The sequence below is a fragment of the Vibrio cholerae ATCC 14035 genome (assembly GCF_000621645.1).
Taxonomy (GTDB): Bacteria; Pseudomonadota; Gammaproteobacteria; order Enterobacterales; family Vibrionaceae; genus Vibrio; species Vibrio cholerae.
Map to the genome: position 1 here is coordinate 1 of NZ_JHXR01000020.1, position 25,988 is coordinate 25,988.

The window sequence follows — 25,988 nt, forward strand, 5'->3', positions numbered from 1 at the left end:
GGAAAGCCAAAAGGTGTCATGTTCCATAGCGATCAAGGCAGTCATTATACTAGCCGTAAATACCGTCAATTACTGTGGCGCTTTCAAATAAAACAGAGTTTATCTCGCCGAGGAAACTGTTGGGATAATGCGCCGATAGAGCGCTTCTTTAGAAGTCTGAAGACGGAATGGGTGCCAACTGTGGGTTATCGTAGCTTCGCTGAGGCTCAACAAGAGATCACCCGCTACATTATCGGATATTACTGCCAACTCAGGCCACATCAGTATAACGGTGGTCTAACTCCCAATGAATCAGAACGATTATATTGGGAAAACTCTAAAACCGTGGCCAATTTTAGTTGACCACTACAGCTTGAGTAAGTGTCGCTATCGAGGTGCTTTATAGGCAGATATTGTCGGCTAAGTCCGCTGCTCTTTTCATTGGTTTCATCGTTCTCATGACCGTATCAATCCCCCAATGTCTACGTGTTTTGCGCATTTCAATACTTTTAGTAGCCATACTGCATAGAATGATGTGATAGAAAAATGTTTCAAGAATAAAGAGATATAGAGTCAGAATTACGAAACATGTGTTGATTCATTATGTTATCGAAGGCAGAGTGTTGGTTTTTCAAGCGCTTTAACCTTTAAATTGACGCATTATCAAACTGAAATAGGAAAGATTATGTACTCATCTCATCAATGTAAAAGACTCTCAATAATGGCTATTTTGGGATGTTTACCCTTTTCAGTAAATGGCGCAGTGGAATCAATGCCTCTTATGGGAGGCGTGTATAACTCGGCGCATGTTTTTAAGCATCAAATCACCAACTCGTTGAGTTATTCAACTCGATTAACACGCGATACTGCGCTGTTTACTATCGCTGGTCTCACTTTGGATAGTTATATCCTCACCTTACCATTGGACGTAAAAACGAAAGCGCGAGTCATAAAGCAAATATCCGATCCCAGCTATGCAATCCCGTTGGGATATTTTCTTTATCAGTATTATGACCGCTACACCGGCATGGCAACGGAAGATCAATTCAAAAATTACTTATCCACTGTGTATGATGAGCCAGCCTTAAAGGGGTTTGAACATAGTTTGTTTCAGCTTGGCAAACCTGTAGTGACAGAGCAAAGCCAACATAGTAAAGATCAAGCTCACCAGGAAGGAATTAAAGTCGACAGTGAATTTATTGCGACTATGGTGACCTTGTATGACGCTCTAGTTCAGATTGGTGAGTGGCGTGATCTCAAACAACTGCCTTCCCAATACCAGTATTTGTCGGATACGCCTGCTGATAACGCCTTAGTCTCAAAAATTCAACCACTTGTCGTGGATATTCTGCGTCAAACGGCCAACGGCATGGATGAGGGGGAGATGAAACATGCACTTCTGTCGGTTCTAGAAGATGCGAAACCAGAAAACGCCAATAAAGTGAACAACAAAGCGCAAGCTATTACGGTTAGCCTAATTGATTTTGTGCGTTTGAATGTGCTGAAAGGATATCGACAATTTCTTTATCAGGAAGAGCGCACCGCGCGTTTAAAAGAGTGGTTAAACAAAACATTGGACAGTGACCCTGAGCAATTAGTCACTTTTTTAACTTCACAACAGCAGCGCCGTTTTGCGGTACAAGTGACAGTGGATGGTTTGCAGCAAGGCTTGATTGAAGGGCTTGTTCACCCAGAAAACCCCTTTATCAAACAAGTCTATGCAGAGCATCAACAAGCTGAAAAAAGCCAGCATTCAACGCTGATGGAGCCGCTAGAACATAAGCAACAAGTCCGTTTCCTCTCCACCTTGGCTGAGCAAAATTATCAAGATCCTTACTATTTGCCCTTCTTCAAACAGCTTTATCAGCATTATCGTCAAACCATTGTGCAAGTCGGTATCTCTTCGACACCGACAATCAGTGTGCGTAATTTACCTATCATCAAAACTGGCGCTAAGGTTTCTGGGCTTGGTGGTACTGGTATTCCCAATTTCCACTTCGTTGATCGTCAAGCAGATCGCGCTTACTACTTTTTTGGCAACGATGCTTTGCAGCTCGATCGCTTGGTCAATGAACGAGGTGTGAAGACAATGTTCGATCGCCTAGATTACTTGAAAACACTCAACTGCAACGCTCAGTACGATTGGAATGCACATACTACCTACGATGGACTGGTGAATCTTGGTGCTGGCGAAGCTCTACGCGATTTCGGTGAAAAACGTTGTTTGCGAGAATTAAATGAAAGAGCGGAGGTGGAACGTCAACTTACCCCATTAAGAGCGAAATTAATTGAGCAGATCACCGCTTACCAAAATTCGTCGAAATGGATGGTATTAACGCGAGCGACATTAAAGCAGCGCCTTGAGCAACAACTGGCTGAATATGCTGAGCGGGACATCTTTGGCATGCCCGATTACACGCTGATTTATAATCCTTGGCCCGACCATTTTGCCCATTTCGCTGGACCGTTTAGCGATGAGGTGATCATGCCAACGGGAGAATTGAATCGCTTAGATTACTGGTTGAGAGAAACAGAAGCCGCATACAAAAAAGCTGGAGTTTATGAGCGTACTTTATGGGGAATGGCGGGCGATCACGGTTTAGCTCCCGTTTACGGCACCTTAAATCCAGAACGTAAAATTTTTGAGTCATTACAAAAAGATCTGGGGATTAAGATTGCGCTGGAGAAAATTTCCTCCGATGAAGGAGAGGGGCCGAAATTAACCAATGCTCTTAATGCGCCCAGTTATCAGAAGATTGATGTGGTGGTGGCCTCGACTGCCGGAGGTAACTTCATGCTCGATTTCTTTAATTCAGCGGCAGGGTGGGCAACACAACCTATTTATCAAGAATTGACCCAGTGGCAACCCAAAGAGAGTGACAAACCCCTTGATATTGTTAGTGAAAGCCTTGTTCGTTTAGGGGATAGCTTGGATTACTTAGTGGTTAGAGAGAAAACCTGTACTGTGGATGATTGTGCTGTGCGGGTGATCGGCATGCGTGAAGGTCAGCGCTTGGATGAGATCATACGCCTAGTGGGTAATAAGCGTTTTTACACGTCACAGCAAGGCCAACCTCAGCTATTACAGCTACAGCAACTGAATCCATATTTACCTAAGCCTCAAGCCAAGGCTCTCGAAGAGTTCGCGCAGTTGGTGGACAAATGTCTCTATCGTGCTGAAGAAGCGAACATAGCGACTTGGTGTGATGAGCAGGAATGGCGGCAGCTAACCCGCTTCACTCCTCGTCCTGACTCTGTGAATCAGCTTGCGGCACTTTATGAAGAAGATCGTGCCGGCACGATGAATCTCTTCCCTAAGCAGGGCGTCGGATACAACACCAAAGTGCCGGGACGACACGCTGGTGAAAGCTACTTAGAAAAAGATGCGTTTTTGGGATTCTGGGGTAAACCGATTGGGCCTAATGCGATGGCACTACAATCGGAACAAAATGGCTCTTTGGCTCCTACACTTTATGAGTATTTAACAGGAGAAAGTATTGAGGCTGGCCATGATGGCTGGGGTTACCCTTCATTACTCAATAAGTTAGATATTCAGTAACGTCTCACTTTACGTCGATCTACAATGTCAAGTCGCTTGGGTACAGTGTTGTACTGTAGCAAGCGGCATGATTGACGTGCAGGAGCTCATGCTTGAGCGGTCATCAGAAAATGAGAACTTAATCGGTATTCTAGACGTTAAACTCGGGGCGTGTATTTCGCACTTTTCCAGCGGTTTGGGGATTCACTCAAGCGTAGCAATGCGTCTGACAATACTTCATTGAGTTCAAGGTTGCCCCATCACAAAAATCACGATTTTCAAGGTTTCTTTCTGGTTTGAGATCTTCCCCAATAAGATCGCATTGATCTTGTTCATTGGTCGGTTTTCGTTGATCTAAATCAATACTCTCACTTGATGCATTTCGTTAAATACGCCACAACATATAGTGTCAGTCGCAGAAAAATTAGCCCTATATAGTGTATTTGTGGATAACTCTGTGAGTATGCTGGGTAAGGAGAGAAGGTGAAACCTATCGTAATCAAACGTGATGGCTCAAAAGCGCCATTCAACAGGGATCGTATCCAAGCTGCTGTAGAAAGTGCTGCGGAACATGCCGATCAGGAAATCGCTATCTACGCACTCAATGTGGCATTAGCCGTTGAACTCAAGCTGCGTGATTACGATGAGGTACACATCACCGAGATTCAAACCTTAGTAGAGAACGAGCTAATGCAAGGCCCGTACAAAGCATTAGCTCGTTCATACATTGAATATCGCCATGACCGCGATGTCGCGCGTGAGAAGCAGAGCAAGCTGACCAAAGAGATCGAAGGTCTGATCCAAGAAAGCAATGCGGATCTGCTCAATGAAAACGCCAATAAAGATGGCAAAGTGATCCCGACTCAGCGCGATTTGTTGGCGGGTATTGTCGCCAAGCATTATGCCAAAACGCGAATTTTACCACGTGATGTGGTGCAAGCTCATGAGTCGGGCGATATTCATTATCATGATCTGGATTACGCGCCTTTCTTCCCGATGTTTAACTGCATGTTGATTGACTTAAAAGGCATGCTGACTCATGGGTTTAAAATGGGTAATGCTGAAATTGACACGCCTAAGTCAATTTCAACCGCAACGGCAGTTACCGCGCAAATTATTGCTCAAGTCGCGAGCCATATTTATGGTGGCACTACCATCAACCGGATTGATGAAGTACTGGCTCCTTATGTGACGGCAAGCTACGAAAAGCATTTAGAGATTGCCCGCGAATGGGATATTCACAACCCTGAAGCGTTTGCTAAGGCGCGCACGGAAAAAGAGTGCTATGACGCTTTCCAATCGTTGGAGTATGAAGTCAACACGCTGCATACCGCGAATGGGCAAACACCGTTTGTGACTTTTGGTTTTGGTCTGGGTACAAGCTGGGAATCGCGCTTGATCCAGCAATCGATCCTGAAAAATCGCATCGCAGGTTTGGGTAAAAACCGTAAAACGGCGGTATTCCCGAAACTGGTGTTTGCGATTAAAGATGGGCTCAACCACAAAGCAGAAGATCCTAATTACGACATTAAGCAGATCGCGTTAGAGTGCGCTTCTAAACGCATGTACCCAGACATTCTCAACTACGACAAAGTGGTTGAAGTGACGGGTTCATTCAAAACCCCGATGGGATGTCGCTCTTTCCTAAATCCTTATGAGGAAAATGGGGAGTTGATCCATGAAGGGCGTAATAATCTTGGCGTTGTCAGCTTGAACCTGCCACGCATTGCCTTGCAGGCGAAAGGCGATATAAACAAATTCTATGCTCTGTTGGATGACAAACTGAAAATTGCTCGCCGCGCATTAGATACTCGGATTAACCGTTTAGAAAATGTGAAAGCACGTGTTGCACCAATCCTATATATGGAAGGTGCGTGTGGTGTGCGTTTGAAAGCAAATGATTCGATTGCGGATATTTTCAAACATGGCCGTGCTTCTATTTCATTGGGTTATATCGGTGTACATGAAACCATCATGGCGCTGTTTGGTCAGCAAAAGCATGTTTATGATGATGTGCAACTGCGCGAAGAAGCCGTGAAAATCATTCAACATCTGCGCAACGCGGTTGAACAGTGGAAAAAAGAGACTGGTTACGCGTTCAGCCTGTATGGCACACCGAGTGAAAACCTGTGCAGCCGATTCTGCCGAATTGATGCCAAGCAATTTGGCGTGGTGGAAGGGGTGACGGATAAAGGTTACTACACCAACAGCTTCCATTTGGATGTTCAGAAGAAGGTGAATCCGTACGATAAGATCGATTTTGAAATGCCATATCCGGAAATTTCAAGCGGTGGATTCATCTGCTACGGCGAATTCCCGAACATGCAACGTAACGTAGAAGCACTCGAAAACGTATGGGATTACAGTTATCACCGCGTGCCGTATTACGGGACCAATACGCCAATCGATGAATGTTATGAGTGTGGTTTCACTGGCGAATTTGACTGTACCAGTAAAGGGTTTGTTTGCCCGCGATGTGGCAATCATGAGCCGACCAAAGTCTCAGTGACGCGTCGAGTATGCGGTTATTTGGGCAGCCCAGATGCACGTCCATTTAACGTCGGTAAGCAAGAAGAAGTCAAACGTCGGGTAAAACACCTGTAACAGTATGAATTACCATCAATATTATCCGATTGATGTGGTTAACGGGCCGGGGACACGCTGCACGCTGTTTGTCTCCGGCTGCGTTCATCAATGTAAAGGATGTTATAACCAAAGCACGTGGTCGCTGTCGTCTGGACATCGCTATACCCAAGAGATGGAAGATAAAATCATTGCGGACTTGAAAGACACACGTATCAAACGCCGTGGATTATCGCTCTCGGGTGGCGATCCGATGCATCCTGCCAATTTATCAGCGGTGTTACAGCTTGTTCAGCGGGTAAAAACCGAGTGCCCAGATAAAGATATTTGGCTCTGGACGGGATATACCTTGGCGGAATTGGATGATAACCAACAAGCTTTACTGCCATACATTGATGTGTTGGTGGATGGCAAATTTATCCAAGAGCAGGCTGATCCTGGGCTAGAGTGGCGGGGCAGTGCGAATCAAGTGATTCATCGCTTTACCTTGTAAGTCCTTGTTCTCAGCGCTCTAGTGTTTAAGGGGCGACTGAGAACAAAAAATCCCTTTCGGTTTTCTCTTATCTGGTTTACTTTGTGAGTTGTTACCTGAATTTCAAAGGGTTGTGACTTTCATGTTTACTCATTTACCAGCACCAGTTTTAGATCCAATACTTTCTCTCTCCGTCGCCTTTCGCAATGATCCTCGTCCACAAAAAGTGGATCTTGGAATCGGCGTTTATAAAAACAGTCTTGGCGAAACACCAATTATGCGTGCCGTTGCGCTGGCGCAAGATAAAGTGGTGGCAAGCCAAAAAACCAAATCTTATGTCGGCCTTGCCGGTTGTGAAGAGTTCAACCAGAGCATGATGCAGCTCGTATTAGGTTCAACCTTGGATACGGAGCGCACGATTGCAATCCAGACTCCGGGAGCCAGCGGTGCGCTGCGTATGCTGGGGGATTTAATGCGCGTGGCACAACCGGATACTACCGTGTGGATCACTGATCCTAGTTATGTCAACCACAAGCCCGTGATGGAAGCGGCTGGTCTGAAAGTACGTTACTACCGTTATTTCAGCCGTGAAACCAAAATGGTGGATACCGAACAAATGTTGGCCGATCTGGCACAAGCGGGAACGAAAGATGTGGTGTTACTGCATGGTTGTTGTCATAACCCGACAGGTGCCGATATCGATTTTTCTGCGTGGCAAGCGATCACTGAGTTGGCGCAGAAAAACGGCTTTATCCCTTTTGTCGACATCGCCTATCAAGGTTTTGGTGACGGCTTAGAACAAGATGCACAAGGTTTGCGTTACATGGCTGAGCGCATGGAAGAGATGTTGATCACGACATCCTGCTCTAAGAATTTCGGCTTGTACCGTGAGCGTACGGGAGCGGCTATTGTGATTGGGAAAAATCAGCAAGAGGTGACCAATGCACGCGGCAAAATGCTGACCTTAGCGCGTTCCACTTACACTATGCCGCCCGATCACGGTGCTGCTCTCGTCAAAACAGTGTTAAGAGATGAGCAGCTCACGGCAATTTGGAAACAAGAGTTGAGTGAAATGCAGCAACGTTTGTTAACTCTGCGCAAAAATTTGTGTAATGAGTTGAGAAATCAACACAATACGCGACAATTCGACTTCATTGAGAGCCATAGAGGCATGTTTACTGTACTAGGATTCAGTGCAGAGCAGATGGGAAGGCTGCGTGAAGAGTTTGCGATTTATGGTGTCGCAGATGGCAGAATTAATATCGCAGGGCTGACCGAAAAAGACATTCCTTATGTGGCCAATGCTATTATTCATGTGTCGTAAATGAAGATGACAGCAATATGCCCAATCAGGAAGGGTGGTATTTGATTAGGTGAAAGTATGAGTCAACCACTGAAGTTGTTAGTACCATTAATGTTAAGTAGTGGATTGGTGGCTTGCGCTACCAATCCGGTGCCATCTACACCGGCACAAGTGCCTGAGGTGGTGGAGACGCAAGCTCAGCCTGTGGCAACCGTGCCTGAAGAGATCGTCGATCCTAATGCTCCTCTGGTCGAGACTTTACCCTTGCTTGAGCCTGCACACTCGTTTGAAGAGAAAGATGATTTTTCGACAGCGACAAAAACTTCTGATGGCAAGATAGTATTGGGCGATAAAGAGTGGGTTTATCTGCCGGGTTTGAAAGAGAGTTTCAAAGCACGAATTGATACTGGGGCGACCACCTCATCGATCAGTGCGGTAGATATCGTGCCTTTTGAACGCGGCGGACAGGATTGGGTGAAATTTCGTATTGAGCACGACAACATTCGCAGTGAGGAGTTAAGTTTACCCGTCGAACGTTGGGTGAGAATTCGTCAATCGAGTGCCGAGGAAGCGCAGCGTAGAGCCGTTGTGGTTGCATGGATCCAAATTGGTGATTTGAAAGAGCAAACGGAGTTTACTTTGACCGATCGCACGCACTTAACTTATCCACTGCTACTGGGGCGCAGCTTCTTTAAAGATGTCGCGGTGGTGGATGTCTCTCGCCACTATATTCAACCCAAACATCCAAGCCCTAAAAAATAGTCCGAATCTTCTCGCCTAACTTGAGGGCAGTGAAAGTGTTGACTATGTTCCGCTCACCATGCACATAGGGAATCTAGGTTCATGGGAAAGCACTTTTAGGTTCGCCATTCTAAGTTATTGATGGATAAAAAGTTCTTTCGATATAAAAAGCCAGCGGAATTCCACTGGCTTTTTCATTTCACTGAGCATTTATGTCACTAAGTACGCCTTTCACCGCGCACTCAGATTAAGCCGCGACCGCTTTGGCTTGTGCCGACTTTTTCAGCATAGCGTAGCCAAAACCGGTAATCGCCGTACCGACAGCAATCGCGACCAAGTACAGCAGCACCGGGCTTATCGCATTCGGGATCAAGAGCACAAACAGACCGCCGTGTGGCGCCATCAATTTCGCGCCAAATAGCATAGAGAGTGCGCCTGTCACGGCTCCACCGACCATACAAGCTGGGATCACTCGCATTGGATCTTTGGCGGCAAAAGGAATTGCACCTTCAGAGATAAAGCATAGGCCCAGAACAAAAGAGGCTTTTCCTGCTTCGCGCTCTCCCGCTTCAAACTTGTCTTTCGCGATAAAGGTTGCTAAGCCCATACCCAATGCTGGCACCATACCTGCCGCCATGATCGCGGCCATTGGCGCATAAGTTTGTGAGGCGAGTAAGCCGACGCCGAAGGTGTATGCGGCTTTGTTCACTGGCCCACCTAAGTCGAAACACATCATGGCCCCAAGCACAATACCGAGCAAAATCGCGTTGGTTGAACCCATGTTGTTTAGGAAGCTGGTCATACCGCTCATGATGCTCGACATGGGGCCGCCCACGACGTAAATCATCACTAATCCGGTAAATAAGCTGGCAATAAACGGGATGATCAAAATCGGTTTTAGCGCGGCCATTGATTGAGGCAGTTGCACTTTATCGGCAATAAATTTGGCGCTGTAACCCGCGAGGAAACCTGCAACGATACCGCCAAGGAAACCGGCGCCCGTTGAGCTTGCGAGCATACCGCCAATTAAACCCGGAGCCAGTCCCGGACGATCGGCAATAGAAAATGCAATGTAGCCAGCAAGCACCGGAATCATCAGCGCAAATGCTGAACCTCCACCAATCTGCATTAAAGCAGCAGCTAAAGTGCCTTCTTCTTTGAATGCTTCAATACCAAATACGAAAGAGAGCGCGATGATAAGACCGCCAGCGACCACGACAGGCAGCATGTGCGATACGCCTGTCATCAAGTGTTTATACACGCCTTTTTTCTCTTCTGCTTTCTCGTTAGTCGCGCTGTTGGCAGAGCTTGAGAAAGTTTTTGCTTGCGCGAAGGCATTACTGAGCTCCTGCGCGGTTTTCTTCAACGCGAGGCCAGTACTGGTTTTATAGAGTTTTTTACCATTGAAGCGATCCAGAGGAACATCAATATCGGCCGCGATAATCACTAGATCGGCGGCAGCAATTTCTTGCTCTGTCAGTTGGTTTTTAGCACCGACAGAACCACGCGTTTCAACTTTGATCTGATGGCCTTGACGTGTCGCTTCCGCTTCTAGTGCTTCCGCTGCCATAAAGGTGTGTGCAACCCCCGTTGGGCAAGCAGTAATGGCGACGATTTTTTTGGCAGAAACAGGCACTGTGGCGGGGGAGTCACAGCGTGTTGCCTGCTCGGAGCTGAGTTCAGTCGCTTGTTCTGCGGCTTGCTTAAGGTAACCGACGGGATCGGAAGTACAGGCGGTAATAGGGCTTTGGTAGACTTTTTTACCGACAAAACGCTGCATATCAATCTCGCCGTTAGCGGCCAGTACGACCAGATCGGCTTTATTGATTTCCTCTTCGCTTAAGGTGTGGCCTGCAATCACTGTTGAGTGACATTCGATATAGGCTTCCCACTCTAACGTTTTACTGGCTTGCTGCAGTAAACCCGCCGCAATAATGCTATTGGCAACGCCACTTGGGCATGCGGTTACAATGGCTATTTTCATCTTCACGACCTTCTGTCCTTAGGCACTCATCGTAGGATGGAGTGCGGATACTTGAATTTGTTGTTGTAGGGTATTGAGTTGCTCCCAATCACCAAGACCAACGCCGACTTGGGTTACCGCAAGTGCAGACAAGGCCGTTGCGAAACGGAGCAAAGATTCTTTTTCCATACGTTGCATATGTCCCCAGCATAGACCAGCAACCAGCGTATCGCCTGCGCCGACTGTACTCACCACCTGCATTTTGGGTGGTTTTGCATGCAACCATTGGTTTTCGTGCAGCCACATCACGCCTTCGGCCCCCATCGAAATAACAATGTTTTCAATCTGTTTTTGAGCAAGTTCGGCGGCGGCTTGCTGGCAGTCGGTTAGGGTAGTCAGCTCGCGACCACACCATTGAGAAAGCTCTTCATCATTGGGTTTAATCAGCCAAGGTTTAGCATCCAATCCTGCCAACAGTGCATCGCGGCTGCTGTCAAACAGTACTTTTTTATTCATGCTGCGCAGTTGGGCAATCCACCCAGCACAGCGCTGTGGTGAGATACCTTGTGGCAAACTGCCCGCGAGCACGAAATAATCATGATCTTGTGCTAGACGCTGTAAGGTCGCTTCGAAAGCCTCAATATCCGCTTTCGTCACCTGAATACCGGGAAAATTGATGTCACTGACTGCGCCGTTTTGTTCAACCAGTTTGACGTTAATACGCGTCGCTCCCACGATGCGAATAAACGCATCCTGTACGCCCAACTGCTCAAACAGTTGGCAGAAGAGTTCTTGATTATCTCGGCCAAGAAAGCCCGTAACTGTCACTTGTGCGCCAAGTTCACTGAGTACTTTGGCAACGTTTACCCCTTTGCCCGCGGCATGCAGTGAACTTTGGCCAACTAAGCTGACTGAGCCAACGTTAAGCTGGTTTACACTGCCCGTTAAATCGAGCGCTGGATTTAAGGTGATGGTGACCACTTTTTTTGTCATGTGATGCCCCTTAACCTTCGCCTAAGCCAGCATTGATCGCCCCGCCTAGCGCTTGCAGCGCGGCTTCTGCATCTGGGCCTTCTGCGGTGAACTGCAACTGATGATTGTGTTTTACGCCCAGCGCAATCACTTTCATCAAGCTTTTGGCATTGACGACTTGACCATCGCCATCCAGGTTAGACACACGGATATTAGATTCAAACTTCTTGGCTTCGGCGACTAACATCGCACCGGGACGAGCGTGCAAACCATGGCTATTTTTAATGCGGAAAGTCGCCGTATGAGCGCGAGCAGAATCAGGCTCCGCCACCGTTTCTGCGGCTATCGTTTCCCCAGCTATTGTTTGCTCAGCGTTGCCGCTAAACAGATTAAGCAGTTGCTGAACATCGGCCTGCAAGAGTTGATCTTGTTTTTGCTCAAACACGCACTGAGTAATGGTGTTAAGCAGAGGCTGATGGAGGTCATTACACACCGAAAACGCAATCAGCGCTTTCACCGCTTGTTGCTCATATTCACAATGGTTTGCCGTAGTGACGATCGACATCCCAGTCCGTTTTACTGCGCGATCGCTGGCTACTAACCACAAACCGCGTCCAAGATGAGTCGGTGCTTTAGTGACTAGGTCGGCAACAAATTCATTTTCTGCGCAGCCCGTGTTTTTCAACAATCCCCCCGCAACAGCGCTCATTTGCACCATATCACTGGCTGGAAACTGCAATTGGATCAACGAAGCGTCAAAATCTGCGGTTAACTGGGCTTCACCTTTGATAATGGCAATGATTTGTTGCGCTGTTTTGGCTTGCTGGAGCGCTTGCTCAACGCCATCGGCAGACAGCACTCTGGTCAGCTGCTTTAGAATGCCCAAATGTTCATCCGATTTTGCGGCGATACCGATGGCCACATACACCAGATTACCGTCTCCCCAATCCAAACCTTGCGGGAAGTGCATGGCGGTGACACCTGTCTGTTTAACCAGTTCACGGGTATCGGTTGTGCCATGCGGAATCGCAATCCCATTACCGAGATAGGTGGAATGCTGTGCTTCGCGATTGAGCATACCTTGCGCATAGCCTTCTGCCACTAAGCCTTTCGCGGTCAACGCGTGAGCCAGTCCTTGAATCGCAGCTTGCTTATTCGCAAAGTTTTGCTGCAATTGAATATCTTGTGTAGTGAGTTCTAACATTCTTAACTCCTGTCTGCCTCTATAGGCGAGATGTGATGTATCGCTGCAGGTTTTCAGTTGAAGCAATACCTTGTCATTCATCCCGTCTCGTTTTCCTTTGAGCTGAATCGGTTCAGCACAAAGGGCAAAAAAATTCAGCAAAACCTCGAATACTCACGATCTTGCTGCTGGATACTCGACACAATCTGACCTTTGTAGTGGACGAGATTGTGAATCAACGGTACTTTTGCTGAATCCTTTCAGCTTTAATACTGAATCGATTCAGCGTATAATTCAACACCAGGCTAGGATCAAAAATCGCGTTCTATGATCAGACGCACATAAAACGAGACCCCCTTATGACACTGGATGAAATCGCGAAATTAGCTGGTGTATCGAAAACCACCGCCAGTTATGTGATCAACGGCAAGGCGCAGAAGTATCGGATCAGTGAGAAAACGCAGCACAAAGTGATGGCTGTGGTGGAGCAGTATAATTTCCGGCCGGATCATGCCGCATCGGCATTGCGTGCAGGCAATAGCCGCTCGTTTGGTTTAATCATTCCGGATCTGGAAAACACCAGTTATGCGCGTTTGGCAAAATTACTTGAACAAAACTCGCGGCAAGCCGGCTACCAAATTTTGATCGCTTGTTCGGATGATGATCCACAAATTGAAATGGCAGCGGCTGAAGCCTTAGTCTCTCGCCGAATCGACGCTCTGTTTGTGGCGAGTGGAATTCCGAGTGCCAGCGAGTATTACCTCAAGCTGCAACAATCCGGAACGCCTGTGATTGCGATTGACCGTGCCTTGGATGATGAGTATTTCTCCTGCGTGATCAGTGAAGACTTTGGCGCGGCATTTGAGTTAACGCGTTCCGTGCTTACTCAGGATGTGCACAGCGTCGGTTTGGTTGGCGCTCTGCCCGAACTGAATGTGTCGCGTGAACGTGAACAAGGGTTTGCCATGGCGGTTAAGCAGCGCGGTTTACCAACCACTCTAGGTTATGGTGAGCATTTTAACCGTGAAGAGGGGCGTAAAGTATTTGCCAAATGGGTGGCGAATGATCAGTTGCCTGATGCGGTAGTGGCAACATCCTATACGCTCCTTGAAGGCATTCTTGATGTTTTGCTTGAGCAGCCAGAATTGATGCAAAAAGTTCGCTTAGCGACCTTTGGTGATAACCGCTTACTCGACTTTTTACCCATCCGAGTGAATTCTCTGCCTCAGCAATTTGAATTGATTGCCGATAGCGCATTAGCCTTGGCGCTGAACGCGTCGGCGAAACGTTATCAAACGGGGATCGAGCTCATTCCACGTCAGTTAAAGGTGCGCACTTAAACAAAATAAAGGTATGATATGCGCCAGTTTTCGTTTCCTCCCACAGGCAAGGCATGAAGTTTCTACATACTTCGGATTGGCATCTTGGTCGCCAATTTCATCAAGTCTCATTATTAGATGATCAAAGCGCCGTTCTCGCACAACTGATCGGCTTTCTGCGCGACAATCCGGTGGATGCCGTGATTGTCGCCGGTGATATTTATGATCGGTCGATTCCACCCACGGCGGCGATTGATTTATTGGATGAAGTGGTCAGCGTGATCTGTGGCGAGTTGAATACCCCTTTATTGATGATCCCGGGCAATCACGATGGTGCGAAGCGTTTAGGATTTGCCGCGAAGCAGATGAAAAATTCGGGCTTACATATCTTTGCTGATTTTGCACAGATGATGCAGCCACTTGTGCTGCATTCACCACAAGCGGGCGAGGTCGCCTTCTGGGGAATGCCTTATCACGACCCTGAGGTAGTGCGCCATTACTATCAGAATGACATCACCACGCATGACGCTGCACACCAATTTTTGTGCGAGAGTATTCTTGCTCAGTGCAATCCGTCACAACGTCACGTATTAATCAGCCACTGTTTTGTCGATGGCGCGATGGAGTCGGAATCTGAGCGGCCATTATCGATTGGTGGATCAGATCGTGTTGACCATCGCCATTTTTTGCCTTTTGACTACGTCGCGCTTGGGCATTTACACCAGCCGCAAATGAAAGGCGCGGAACACATTCGCTACTCTGGCTCATTGATGAAATACAGCTTCGGTGAGCAGCACCAAAACAAAGGCGCTACCTTGGTAGAGCTGGGTCAGCAAGGTTTTATCAGCGCAACGCATATTCCTCTCACCGCGCCTCATCAAATGCGCATTATCGAGGGAGAGTTGGAGGCGATTCTTGCGGCGGGAGCCACCGACCCGCAGGCAGACGATTACCTGCTAGTGCGTCTTCTGGATAAGCATGCCATTCTCGACCCGATGGAAAAGCTGCGTCAGGTTTATCCCAATGTGCTGCATCTTGAAAAGCCGGGCATGTTGATTGGTGTGGATCAAGAGATGGGCAAGGCACGATTGGCGCGAGGGGAATTGGATATGTTTCGTGATTTTTTCCTTGAGGCGAAACGTGAACCTCTGAGTGAGCAGCAAGAGAAAGTGGTGATCGAGGTGATTGCGCGCCTGAAAGCGGAGGGCATGTAACATGCGTCCGTTAAAACTTATCCTCCAAGCTTTCGGCCCTTTTGTTGGACGAGAAGAGATTGACTTTACGAAGTTGGGTGATGCTCCACTGTTTTTGATCAATGGGGCAACGGGAGCCGGAAAAAGCTCGATTCTGGATGCGATTTGCTACGCCTTGTATGGCGAAACCACGGGCAGTGAGCGTACTGGCGACCAAATGCGCTGCGATTATGCGGATCCTGAGTCTCTCACCGAAGTCAGTTTTGAGTTTGAGCTGGCCGGGGCGCGTTATCAAATCACCCGTCAGCCCGATCAAGAGATCCCGAAAAAACGGGGTGAAGGGATGACGAAGAAATCCCATTCCGCTACTTTGGTTGCACTGAAAGCGGATGGAAACGAGCTGATTGCCAACAAGCCCAATCCTGTCGCGAAGGCGGTGATCGAATTGATGGGACTTGATGTTAAGCAATTTCGCCAAGTCATGGTGTTGCCTCAAGGCAAGTTTCGTGAGCTTTTAACCGCCAATTCAAAAGAGCGTGAGCAGATTTTTGGTCAGCTCTTTCAAACCCAGCTCTACAGCCAAATTGAACGGGCGCTGTTTGAGCGCGCCGCGGGTATTCGTAAAGAGAAAGAAGAGTTTGATCAGCAGATCAAAGGTACGTTAAGTGTCGTCGGACTGGAAAGTGAAGAGCAGTTACAAACCGAGTTGACCGAACTGGCCCCAGTATTAACCCATGCGCAATCACAACTCAAAGCTGAGCAACAGCAGTGGGATGAAACAAAAGCGCACTATCAAGCTGCGCTTGAGTTAGAACAACAATTTATCCGCAAGCAGCAATTGGTGGTAGAAATCGCCACTCACCAAGAGCAGGCTTCGCACATCGAAATGCTGCGCCAGCAACGCCAGCAAGCCCAAAAAGCAGCGCGTTTAACCGCCGTCCATCAACAGTGGCACCAAGCTCAAAAAAACCTACTGCAAGCTAAGCTTAAGGTTGAGCAGCAGCAGACTCTGTTGCAACAGGCGAAAGCTCAGCAGCAACAGGCTCAACAGGTCAGTCAGCAAGCCAGTTTAGCCTGTGAAGAAGTACCAAAATTAAACGAGCAACGCATCACGTGGCAGCGTGCTGAGCAAAAATTGCTGGCACAAGAAAATGTTCAGCAAGCGGTGGCCAAGGCTGAGCGTGAACTGCAACTGGCGACACAAAATGCGCTTAATTTGCAGCATGCGAGCGAAAAGCTAGAGCAAGAGCTACAAAACCAACGACTCGAATGGGAACAGCAACAGCGCCAATTAACGCGCTTAGAAGTTCAAAAAGCGCGAATGAATCAGTTGGTGCAGCAAGTTCAGGCTCGCGAGCGAGAACAATCCCTACTCAATGAATTACAAACTGCTCAACAAGCTTTATTGCGCTTTGAGCAGCAACATCGGCACATCCAAACTCAGGCCGAACAAGCGAAACTGACCGCGGATAAACTGGAGTTTGCATGGCATACCCAGAGGGCTGCGGAGCTTGCTCTTGCACTCACACAAAATGAACCTTGTCCGGTATGCGGCAGTTTAGAGCATCCCAATAAAGCGCAATATTCGGGTGACGTTGTCACCAAGGTTCAGGTTGAAAAAGCCAGACAGCAGCAACAAGATTGGGTGCAGCGTCAGCAAGAGGCATTCCATGCTTGGCAGCAACAAGGGTTTAAAACCGAGCAGATAGCGCAAAATCTCACGACTTTATCGAGTGAGCTAACTTTGCAGCAAGTGGCGTTATTGAACGAGCTCATTGAACAGCAACAAATACTGCACAGTGATATTGCTGCGCTACAACAGCTTAATCCTGATTTGCTGAAACGGCAGATTGAAGAGGGGGAGCAGCGGTTAGCGCACACCAAAATGACGCTCGAAAAACAGAATCAAAACCAGCAACAAGCTTGGCAGACTTTGGCTCAGTTACAGGCGGAATTGGCAAGTTTGCGCCAAGAAATCCCGCCGGAGCTGTCCAATCTTGATACTTTACGAAGCGCGATCGGGCGTGTGCAGAACCAAATAGAAATCTTACAAAAAGCGGAACATACGGCTCGTGAACAGTGGGTGCAGGCGCAAAAGCAGTTTGCCAGTGTGCAGGCCGCTCATCAGGCGGCGATTGAAGCGCACCGTGAGTCTCAGCGTCAGCAGGAGGAAACCACAAGCGCATGGCAGCAAGGGTTACTCCATTCTGGATTTAACGATGAGTCCGCCTATCTTGCCGCTCGTTTAACCGATGAGGCTATCGGCAATATCGAGCGCCAAATCGCCCAGTATGAAGAGCGCAGTGCGATGCTCAGTGGCGAACAGCAAGCCTTATCACGTAAATTAGCAGAGAAAAATCGCCCAGAGCTGGAACCACTTCTTGTCAAAGTAACTCAAGCTGAAGAAAAAATGGAACTGGCGTTGCAGGCGTTTACGCAACATCAATCGCGGATGGATGGATTGCAACGTGTCGCCAAGCAACTGGCGGATCTTTACCAGAAAAATCGTGCATTAGAAGCCGAATATCAGGTCGTGGGTACCTTAAGTGATATTGCGAATGGCAAAACGGGCGCTAAAGTCAGCTTACATCGCTTTGTGCTTGGTGTTTTGCTGGATGATGTCTTGTTACAAGCTTCTCAACGACTGATGAAAATGAGCCGAGGCCGCTATTTACTCAAACGTAAAGAGGAACGCGCTAAAGGTAATGTAGGCTCAGGGCTGGATTTGATGGTCGAAGATAGCTACAGCGGTAAATGGCGTGATGTGGCAACCTTGTCCGGTGGTGAATCGTTCATGGCCGCCTTATCGCTTGCGCTTGGTTTATCCGATGTGGTTCAGGCTTACAGTGGTGGTATCCGTCTTGATACTCTGTTTATTGATGAAGGTTTTGGTAGTTTGGATCCGGAATCTTTAGATTTAGCGATCCAAACCCTAATCGATCTTCAGCAAGGTGGTCGAACGATAGGGATCATCTCTCATGTTACCGAGCTGAAAGAGCAGATCGGTCTAAGATTGGATGTGTTGGCGACAAGAATGGGTAGCACGCTGCGTTTAATCACATAAGATAAAAGATAGGGGTTTGATGGTTATCACTGACCTCTAGCTAGCGAAACGGTAAAGTATGTGCATGTTGATGATTAGCAAGAGAATGCAACGGTAGTGATAGTGAGCATGGATGTAATAAAGAGAGTGTATCAATACGCAGAACCTAATCTGTCCTTAGTCGGATGGATGGGCATGCTTGGCTTTCCTGCCTACTACTTCATCTGGGAATATTGGTTTCCGCAACCATACGAAAATTTAGGGCTGCGCTGTGCGGCAGCGGTGCTGTTTGGTGGGCTGGTGTTTCGTGATTCGATGCCTAAGAAATGGCAGCGGTATATGCCGGGCTATTTTCTATTCACCATAGGCTTCTGCTTACCCTTTTTCTTCGCTTTTATGATGTTAATGAATGACTGGTCGACAATTTGGGCCATGTCGTTTATGGCGTCCATTTTTCTGCATATTCTCTTAGTGCACGATACGAGAGTAATGGCGTTACAAGCACTTTTCTCCGTGTTGGTGGCCTATCTTGCGGTATATGGTTTGACGGATTTTCACCCGACCACTTTGATTGAATGGCAATACATACCGATCTTTTTGTTTACTTATGTATTTGGGAATTTATGTTTTTTCCGTAACCAAATCTCTCATGAGACCAAAGTGTCGATTGCCAAAACGTTCGGAGCGGGGATTGCCCATGAAATGCGTAATCCACTCAGCGCTTTGAAAACGTCGATTGATGTTGTGCGAACCATGATCCCTAAACCGCAAACTGCAGCTCATACGGATTATTCCTTGGATGCGCAAGAGCTGGATCTGCTGCATCAAATTTTGAATGAAGCTGATGATGTCATCTACTCTGGCAATAACGCGATTGATTTGCTGCTCACCTCGATTGATGAAAACCGCGTCTCTCCGGCGAGTTTTAAAAAACACACCGTAGTGGATGTGATTGAAAAAGCGGTGAAAACTTTTCCGTATAAAAATGCAGCGGACCAGCACTCGGTAGAGCTTGAAGTGCATCAGCCGTTTGACTTTTTTGGCAGTGATACTCTACTGACTTATGCGCTATTTAACCTGTTGAAAAATGCCTTCTATTATCAAAAAGAGCATTTCTCGGTTCGTATTTCCATTGAACAAACCCGTGAGCAGAACCTTATTCGAGTCCGTGATAACGGCGTGGGGATTGCGCCAGAGATGTTGGAAGACATTTTCCGTGATTTCTATACCTTCGGTAAAAATGGCAGCTATGGGCTAGGATTGCCATTTTGCCGCAAAGTGATGTCCGCATTTGGGGGGACGATTCGCTGTGCGTCTCAACAAGGTCAATGGACAGAATTCGTATTGAGCTTTCCTCGTTACGATTCCGATACGGTTAACGAGATAAAAACAGAACTGCTGAAAACCAAATCGCTCATTTATATCGGCTCAAATCAAGCTATCGTTCGAGAGTTAAATCAGCTCGCAGTAGAAGATGAGTTTGGTTTTACCGCTATTTCTGCGCAGCAAGCAGTAAGACGCCAAGATTATGAGTTTGAGTTCGACCTTATTTTGCTCGACCTTGATGACGCTACGGCGCAGGGAGAACTACTGCCGAAACTTGAAGGGACATTGAGTTTTGCAGAAGGCTGTATCGGCTATGTGTATGATCCGGGCAAAACGTACGCAGTAAACATTAACCGCTATCTGCGCATCCAACCGATCAGTATTCATTCTATTCTCAGAAAGCCGCGGAAAATCATCGAACGCTTGTTGTTTGAGCAAGAATCCTTATCGATGAATCGTAACGTGATCCCCTTGCAAAAGAGTCGGCATGAACGACGTATTTTGGTGGTTGATGATAATCAATCGATCCGAACTTTTACGGCTATTTTGCTTGAGCAACAAGGTTATGAAGTGGTGCAAGCCAACGATGGTAGTGAAGTGCTCAAGCATATGGAGAGTCAAAACATCGATTTAGTGTTGATGGACATTGAAATGCCGAATGTCGGGGGATTAGAAGCGACGCGTTTAATTCGCGACTCTGAGCATGAATATAAAAATATTCCGATCATTGGTTACACCGGTGATAACAGCCCCAAAACCTTGGCTCTGGTACAAACCTCCGGCATGAATGATTTCATTGTGAAGCCTGCTGACCGTGATGTATTGCTAAATAAAGTGGCAGCTTGGGTGTAGCTATTTTAGAGAAAAGTGGGAGAACGAGTTCTCCCACGGCTTATGCAAGGAAACGTTAAATTCTTTAGGAATAACGTTTAGCAGTTTTTGTTATTTATGCATTTAACGAAAATAAAAATCACCGCAGTTGACCGCATCAGAGCAAACCTCAATTATTTTGGCGATTTGCTCATCGGTCACATCACTATTGAGTGATAAGCGAATAATGTTTTTATTCTTTGAAGTTGCCGGGCGGCAGAATACTGAGCCAAATACTCCATTACTTTCTAAATAATCCCGAACTTTTTCGGTATTTCGTTCATCTCCTGTTTCTAGACCAATAATTTGGCTTTCACTGCGAATGGTTAATCCCAGCTGGGATAATCCTATGCGTAATTTTCTTGCCATACGATCTAAATGCTGACGACGATTATCCGCAGATTCAATAATCTCTAAAGTCGTTTCTAATCCTGCCGCTTCATAAGGCAGCAAAGTAGAACTAAAAATAGCTGGATAACTAATAAAAGGAACGCAGCGATTCACTTCATTGTTACACCAAATGGCTCCTGCGCGATAAGCAAAGGTTTTGGCCAAACTTGCGGTCATAAAATGCACTTCACGAGTGAGGCCTAATTCTGCCAATAAACCTGCACCATTAGGGCCATGTGTGCCCAAAGAGTGGGATTCATCGACTAATAAGGCGCAGCCAAACTCTTTGCTGATATTGACCAGTTCCGCTAGCGGTGCAATCGTACCTAAAGTGCTGTAAATCGAGTCTACGACAATGATCCCAGGACCATGACGTTGAATCAGCATACGTAAATGGTCACAGTTATTATGCATAAAAGGATGCGCCTGAGCATTGGCGTAGCGCGCCCCTTCCCATAACGACATGTGCGCGAAAAAATCAATGTAAACATTCGTATTGGGCTGGCAGATGGTTTGTAATAAACCGACGTTTGCATTCCAACCAGATTGAGATAATAGACATTCATCAAAGCCTGTGAACTTAGCCAGACGTTTCTCAATCATGGGTTTGTCATAGTCATTTTGTAGAAATGAGGCTGACATAAATAAGCTTTGTTGTTCTTCCAGTAATGACTTCGCCAAACGAGCTTTGATCAACGGATGATTGGCCAATGCGAGATAATCATTACTTTGCAAAATAATGTCATCAGGGCTGGCTTGTTTACCCAATACAAGGTGTTTACCGTTTTTGTTTATATCAAAATAATTTTCAATATAGTGATCTATCTTGTTCTGAATAAAATCAGGAAGTTGAGGCTTGTTCATCGCAATATATCCTAGTTATAAAAAATTTAACGCCAGCTGACGAGTGATATATTGCGTGATTAAAAACGTCTGTCATCTGGGAAAAATTATTTTTATTAGCAACTTAGAATAATTAATAATTCTCGATGGTGAGGGGAGGAAAAATCATTAGGGGTAGGGACTCTACCCCGAAGAATATTCTGATATTAAAAATAATTTAGGAGTTTACTGAGCGATTCTTAAATAATTCAGGCCAATACATTTTGATATATCTCCAAGAGACCCAGGCAACTAACAAAGTAGCAATCGTGACCTCTAAAAAGCCGAAATAGTGTAGCCAATACCAGTGTGGATGATCGGTAGCGAAAAACTCGGTCAATCGTTGCATGGCAACCGCACTGATGACCGATGGGAAAGTGACTGCCGCGATGGAGGGCTGAAATTGTAGTCGCAGTAAACGCAGGTAACAGAGGTAGATGAGTAAAGTCATGGTTATGGCAATGCCCGCTAAAGCCCCTGTCAGAATCGGGTCGGGCTGCGCAAAATTGACCAGATAAGTGGCTAAGGTCAGGTTAATGGGTGCGGCCATAATCGCCAGTGTGGGGCGAGCTCTTTTCGGTAATGTACCCGCAAACACCAACCGATAAAGTACGAGCGGCAACATGACGAAATAGATAGCGATACAGACGTTAACCATGGTTTCCGAAAACAGGGTGTGTCCAAATTGGGTGCCTGCAAGTGAACTGCTGATGACGCCGACGGGATACAAAAACCAGCTAGGCACAATGTTTGCGAGCTTGAATTGACGCAACTGAAAATAGAAGAACAGCGTCATCATGGTTAAATGCAATAATAAGGCTGCCGCCCAGATGGGATAGGCAATGAAAGGAGATAGAATCGCGAGATAGTCGCAAGGATGAGTAAAGCCATACTCATCGGAGCCATTAAACTCCCTGATACGGGGTGCCGAAGATCATTAATGAAAGTACGCCAATGAAGATATTTGAGCAGTACAGGGAGTAGTAACAAGGCTCCGCTGAATGCTAAGTAGGGGCGAATCACCATGCCAACGGCAGGATAATAGAGCACCCAAGCATGGCCGAGCCCAATCATGCCTAACGCTAATGCGGCTTGTGAAGGGGGCACGTTCTGTACTTGGGTAAATCTATGCCAATTCAATTGCTACTCCTTAGTATCCCCTTCCGACTTGATGCCGCAACGCCAAGTCGTTTAGGTATAAAAATCCTGATTTTAAAATGATAAAAAGCCGCTTGTTTTGCGAGCGGCTATTATCTGGGTTCCCTTTACTTTAGGCAAATTGACTTTTATGAGTTGGGGCTCTGCGGTGGTAAATCTTGTTGCTGTAATTTTTGGTTTTTCAGAGTGCGATGTAATAGCTGGCTATAGATGGGTTGGCCACCCAGTAACTGGGCAAAAATCACCGCGCCTAAGCTGGTAATAATCAGTGGCAGGATCAGGTGATAGTTATTGGTCATTTCGATCACCAATAAAATACCCGTGATAGGTGCCCGCACGGTTGCGGCGAATAACGCACCCATACCAGCAATCGCAAACATCCCAGGTTCAATATTCAGTTCTGGGAACCACACTTTAGCGATCAAGCCGAAGGCATAACCAAACAGGGTACCTAGTGCGAGCATAGGAGCAAAAATCCCCCCGGGCGCACCTGAGCCAAAGCAAAGTAAAGTGGTAAAAATTCGGCCAACAAACAGCAGCAATAAAATACCCGCTCCGTAGCCGCCATTCGTGATAGTGGGAATTAAGCTGATACCGCCACCCGTTAACTCAGGCACATAGAGCAGCAATAACCCGAAACAGCCACCGATCATTGAACCCGTTAATAGATAGCGTTTACGGTCATTGCGATGAAATTTAACGAACAGATCTTGGGCAAGGGTAATTAAATAGTTAAACAGCACGCCAAATACGCCAAATAGGGCACCAAGAAGTAAGAATAACCCTAGCGTCGACAATTCCGGCGCATCGTATTGTGGCATCGTGATCACCGCATCTTGTCCGTTGATCACGCGAAACACAATGTTGGCCGCTACTGCAGAGATGATCACCGCACGTACCGAGATCAGGGTATAGCGAAATTGCGGTCGCATCTCTTCGATCACAAACATAATGCCAGCAAGAGGCGCGTTAAATGCGGCAGCAAGACCTCCTGCCGCACCCGCAGCCAGCAATGAGTGGCGCGTATCTTCATTTTTGACACGGAAAATATCGGAGATCATCCGCCCAACGGCGCCGCCCATTTGTACTGTAGGACCTTCGCGGCCGAGCACCATACCTGAGCCCAACGCGCCCATGCCGCCAAAAAATTTCACGGGCAATACTCGCCACCAACGCACGGGGCGCATGCCATCCATCGCGCCTTCAATTTCTGGAATACCAGATCCCGCAGCTTCAGGAGCAAAGCGGTGGACAAGAAAATAGCCGATGAAAGCGAGAAATGCGCTGATCAGAAACGCAGCCAACCAGAGTGGTAAAAAGCTGCCAATTTCACTTTTTAGCCAATCGGTACGAGTTTCTGAGACTAGATGTACCGCCTGTTCAAAATAGGTGCCGACCAAGCCAGCCAAAATACCAACCAGCAATGATAAAAACAAAACTGAGAAAGGCGTCTTATCTTTTGAGAGAAATTGGTTAATCACATCTTTAGGCATTTTGGCCAGCAAACTGATCTTAAACGTCTCTCTTGTTGACATACGAATGACACCTATTGATGAATTGGGGGAAAAGATGTGCCGGAATTATACGCTGCATAAGGTTCAACTATAGCGACAAAGTTGAAATATTGATTTACATATATGATTGATTTGATGGATCATTCTGAAAAAATTGAGATCTACACCAAAAAATGAGTAACTTTTCTGGAAAATCCAGCGTTATGTACCATAGTTAAAGCGTAAGGTTAGTGAGAACATTTCTGATGGAGGATATGGAACCTTACAGACAATTTGGATGGAATCAAAACGTTCATATCAGTACCTCGGCTAAGAGACGCTTGCATATATAGCCAAGCGAATTCGCAAAAACTCACGATTGAGTCTACGAGGAAAAAGGCGCGCTCTACAGTGCGCCTTTTGCATTTAAGCTTTTATGCTGTCCACGAAATTTGAAACTGCTTCTTTAAAAGCTTTTGGATATACTTCGGCCAAAAGGAGAATCAGCATGATTAATCGAGTTCCGACCAATATTATTACGGGTTTTCTGGGCGTTGGAAAAACCACCGCGATTTTGCACCTGCTAGCCACGAAACCTGCGCATGAAAAATGGGCTGTGCTCGTTAATGAGTTCGGCGAGATTGGTATTGATGGTGCCATCATGAGCGAGCAGGGTGCGATGATCAAAGAAGTACCGGGGGGATGTCTGTGCTGCACGGCTGGGGTTCCAATGTCCGTTGGCATTAACGCCTTGTTGCGTCAAAAGCCCGATCGTTTAATCATCGAACCCACAGGATTAGGGCATCCTAAGCAAGTGGTCGCCACGTTAATTTCTGAGCAGTATCAGCCTTATGTGGACTTAAAAGCCACGATTGCGTTGATGGATCCACGCCACTTGAGCATGGATAAATACCGCAGTAACCAAAATTTCAACGACCAACTGGCGAGCGCGGATATTGTTTTGGGGAACAAAGTCGATCAGTGCAGCAGTAGTGACATTGATGCCTTTAATGATTGGATTACGGACCAAACGCCGGCCAAAACCTTTAGTCAGCTCATCAAGCAAGGGCAATTCCCTATAGAGTTACTGGATATGCCGCGTTTGGTCGGTCATGCATCCACTCATATTGACTCCCATCATCACCACCATGCTGCCGATGAGCCGCAATTTCAGCTTGCACCTCAACAGCCATTTTTGCGCAAAGAAAATCGCGGCCAAGGCTATTTTAGTTGTGGCTGGCTGTTTGGTGCGGAGTATCAGTTTAACTTCGATCTGTTGTTTCAACTGCTGAATGATTTAACCGCCGAGCGAGTGAAAGGGGTGCTGAATACCGATCGCGGTTGCTACGCTTTCAACGTGGCGAATGGCGTGGTTTCTGTGACTGAAATGAGCTTAGACGGTTTTGAATCGCGCTTAGAAGTGATTGATTCACAACTGATGCCTTGGAGCGAGTTAGAAAGAATACTGCTCAAGATTGCAGGTATTCCACAGGCGTAAATCACAGGCCTTTCTTTGCGAAAAAGATTTACGAAAAAGATTTGTGAAAAAGGCGAGTCATACTCGCCTTTCTGTTATGCGC

General features: G+C 46.9%; 16 protein-coding genes and 1 pseudogene. 11 read left to right on the top strand and 6 right to left on the bottom strand.

Annotation, left to right across the window (positions count from 1 at the left end; translation table 11 throughout):
- From T411_RS0111910 to T411_RS0111940, 6 genes are all read left to right on the top strand, one after another.
- Window positions 1-342: integrase core domain-containing protein (locus T411_RS0111910; RefSeq protein ID WP_027694893.1), on the top strand; the 342-nt coding region annotated here is incomplete at its 5' end.
- A 418-nt stretch (window positions 343-760) separates the two neighbouring features.
- The gene (locus T411_RS0111915; protein ID WP_000509637.1) at window positions 761-3,538 is read left to right on the top strand and encodes an alkaline phosphatase family protein; all 2,778 of its coding nucleotides are present in this window, start codon (window positions 761-763) and stop codon (window positions 3,536-3,538) included.
- 462 nt (window positions 3,539-4,000) lie between these two features.
- Window positions 4,001-6,121: an anaerobic ribonucleoside-triphosphate reductase gene (gene nrdD / locus T411_RS0111925; protein WP_000802766.1), complete on the top strand. Its 2,121-nt coding sequence runs from the start codon at window positions 4,001-4,003 to the stop codon at window positions 6,119-6,121.
- Window positions 6,122-6,125: 4 nt separating this feature from the next.
- Window positions 6,126-6,593 (top strand): anaerobic ribonucleoside-triphosphate reductase-activating protein, encoded by a 468-nt coding sequence (gene nrdG / locus T411_RS0111930; protein WP_001106207.1) that lies wholly within the window; start codon window positions 6,126-6,128, stop codon window positions 6,591-6,593.
- A gap of 121 nt (window positions 6,594-6,714) precedes the next feature.
- Entirely contained in the window at window positions 6,715-7,896 is a 1,182-nt protein-coding gene (locus T411_RS0111935; RefSeq protein ID WP_000494051.1) for an amino acid aminotransferase, read from the top strand.
- A 57-nt stretch (window positions 7,897-7,953) separates the two neighbouring features.
- Window positions 7,954-8,637, top strand: a complete 684-nt coding sequence (locus tag T411_RS0111940) for an ATP-dependent zinc protease family protein (RefSeq protein ID WP_000082071.1) — start codon at window positions 7,954-7,956, stop codon at window positions 8,635-8,637.
- 226 nt (window positions 8,638-8,863) lie between these two features.
- Here the strand turns inward: T411_RS0111940 and fruA are convergent, their stop codons facing one another.
- From fruA to fruB, 3 genes are read right to left on the bottom strand one after another with little or no spacing between them, the layout of a single operon-like run.
- Complete coding sequence (gene fruA, locus T411_RS0111945; RefSeq protein WP_000684709.1) at window positions 8,864-10,600, bottom strand: PTS fructose transporter subunit IIBC; 1,737 nt, start codon at window positions 10,598-10,600, stop codon at window positions 8,864-8,866.
- 18 nt (window positions 10,601-10,618) lie between these two features.
- Entirely contained in the window at window positions 10,619-11,572 is a 954-nt protein-coding gene (gene pfkB / locus T411_RS0111950; RefSeq protein ID WP_000163397.1) for a 1-phosphofructokinase, read from the bottom strand.
- 10 nt (window positions 11,573-11,582) lie between these two features.
- Window positions 11,583-12,755, bottom strand: coding sequence for a fused PTS fructose transporter subunit IIA/HPr protein (gene fruB / locus T411_RS0111955; RefSeq protein ID WP_000891949.1), 1,173 nt, complete (start codon window positions 12,753-12,755; stop codon window positions 11,583-11,585).
- Window positions 12,756-13,093: 338 nt separating this feature from the next.
- Here fruB and cra point away from each other — a divergent pair, with 338 nt between their 5' ends.
- The 4 genes from cra to cqsS all read left to right on the top strand — a co-directional run bounded on the left by cra (window position 13,094) and on the right by cqsS (window position 20,467).
- The gene (cra, locus tag T411_RS0111960; RefSeq protein WP_000171125.1) at window positions 13,094-14,074 is read left to right on the top strand and encodes a catabolite repressor/activator; all 981 of its coding nucleotides are present in this window, start codon (window positions 13,094-13,096) and stop codon (window positions 14,072-14,074) included.
- Between the two features lie 53 nt (window positions 14,075-14,127).
- On the top strand, window positions 14,128-15,267 hold the full coding sequence (locus tag T411_RS0111965) for an exonuclease SbcCD subunit D (protein WP_000670252.1): 1,140 nt from the start codon (window positions 14,128-14,130) through the stop codon (window positions 15,265-15,267).
- A gap of 1 nt (window position 15,268) precedes the next feature.
- A complete protein-coding gene (locus T411_RS0111970; RefSeq protein WP_001247629.1) occupies window positions 15,269-18,310 on the top strand; it encodes an AAA family ATPase in 3,042 nt (1,013 codons plus the stop codon).
- Window positions 18,311-18,406: 96 nt separating this feature from the next.
- On the top strand, window positions 18,407-20,467 hold the full coding sequence (gene cqsS / locus T411_RS0111975) for a quorum-sensing CAI-1 autoinducer sensor kinase/phosphatase CqsS (RefSeq protein WP_011929317.1): 2,061 nt from the start codon (window positions 18,407-18,409) through the stop codon (window positions 20,465-20,467).
- Window positions 20,468-20,569: 102 nt separating this feature from the next.
- On the opposite strand, the gene cqsA is transcribed toward cqsS, so the two are convergent.
- The 3 genes and pseudogenes from cqsA to clcA form a co-directional block, all read right to left on the bottom strand.
- The gene (gene cqsA / locus T411_RS0111980) at window positions 20,570-21,739 is read right to left on the bottom strand and encodes an alpha-hydroxyketone-type quorum-sensing autoinducer synthase (RefSeq protein ID WP_001039913.1); all 1,170 of its coding nucleotides are present in this window, start codon (window positions 21,737-21,739) and stop codon (window positions 20,570-20,572) included.
- Between the two features lie 196 nt (window positions 21,740-21,935).
- Window positions 21,936-22,897: pseudogene (locus T411_RS01000000119390) on the bottom strand (TDT family transporter).
- Between the two features lie 146 nt (window positions 22,898-23,043).
- Window positions 23,044-24,450, bottom strand: a complete 1,407-nt coding sequence (gene clcA, locus T411_RS0111990) for a H(+)/Cl(-) exchange transporter ClcA (protein ID WP_000107452.1) — start codon at window positions 24,448-24,450, stop codon at window positions 23,044-23,046.
- A gap of 466 nt (window positions 24,451-24,916) precedes the next feature.
- Here clcA and T411_RS0111995 point away from each other — a divergent pair, with 466 nt between their 5' ends.
- Complete coding sequence (locus tag T411_RS0111995) at window positions 24,917-25,906, top strand: CobW family GTP-binding protein (protein ID WP_000610707.1); 990 nt, start codon at window positions 24,917-24,919, stop codon at window positions 25,904-25,906.
- Window positions 25,907-25,988 lie beyond the last annotated feature (82 nt).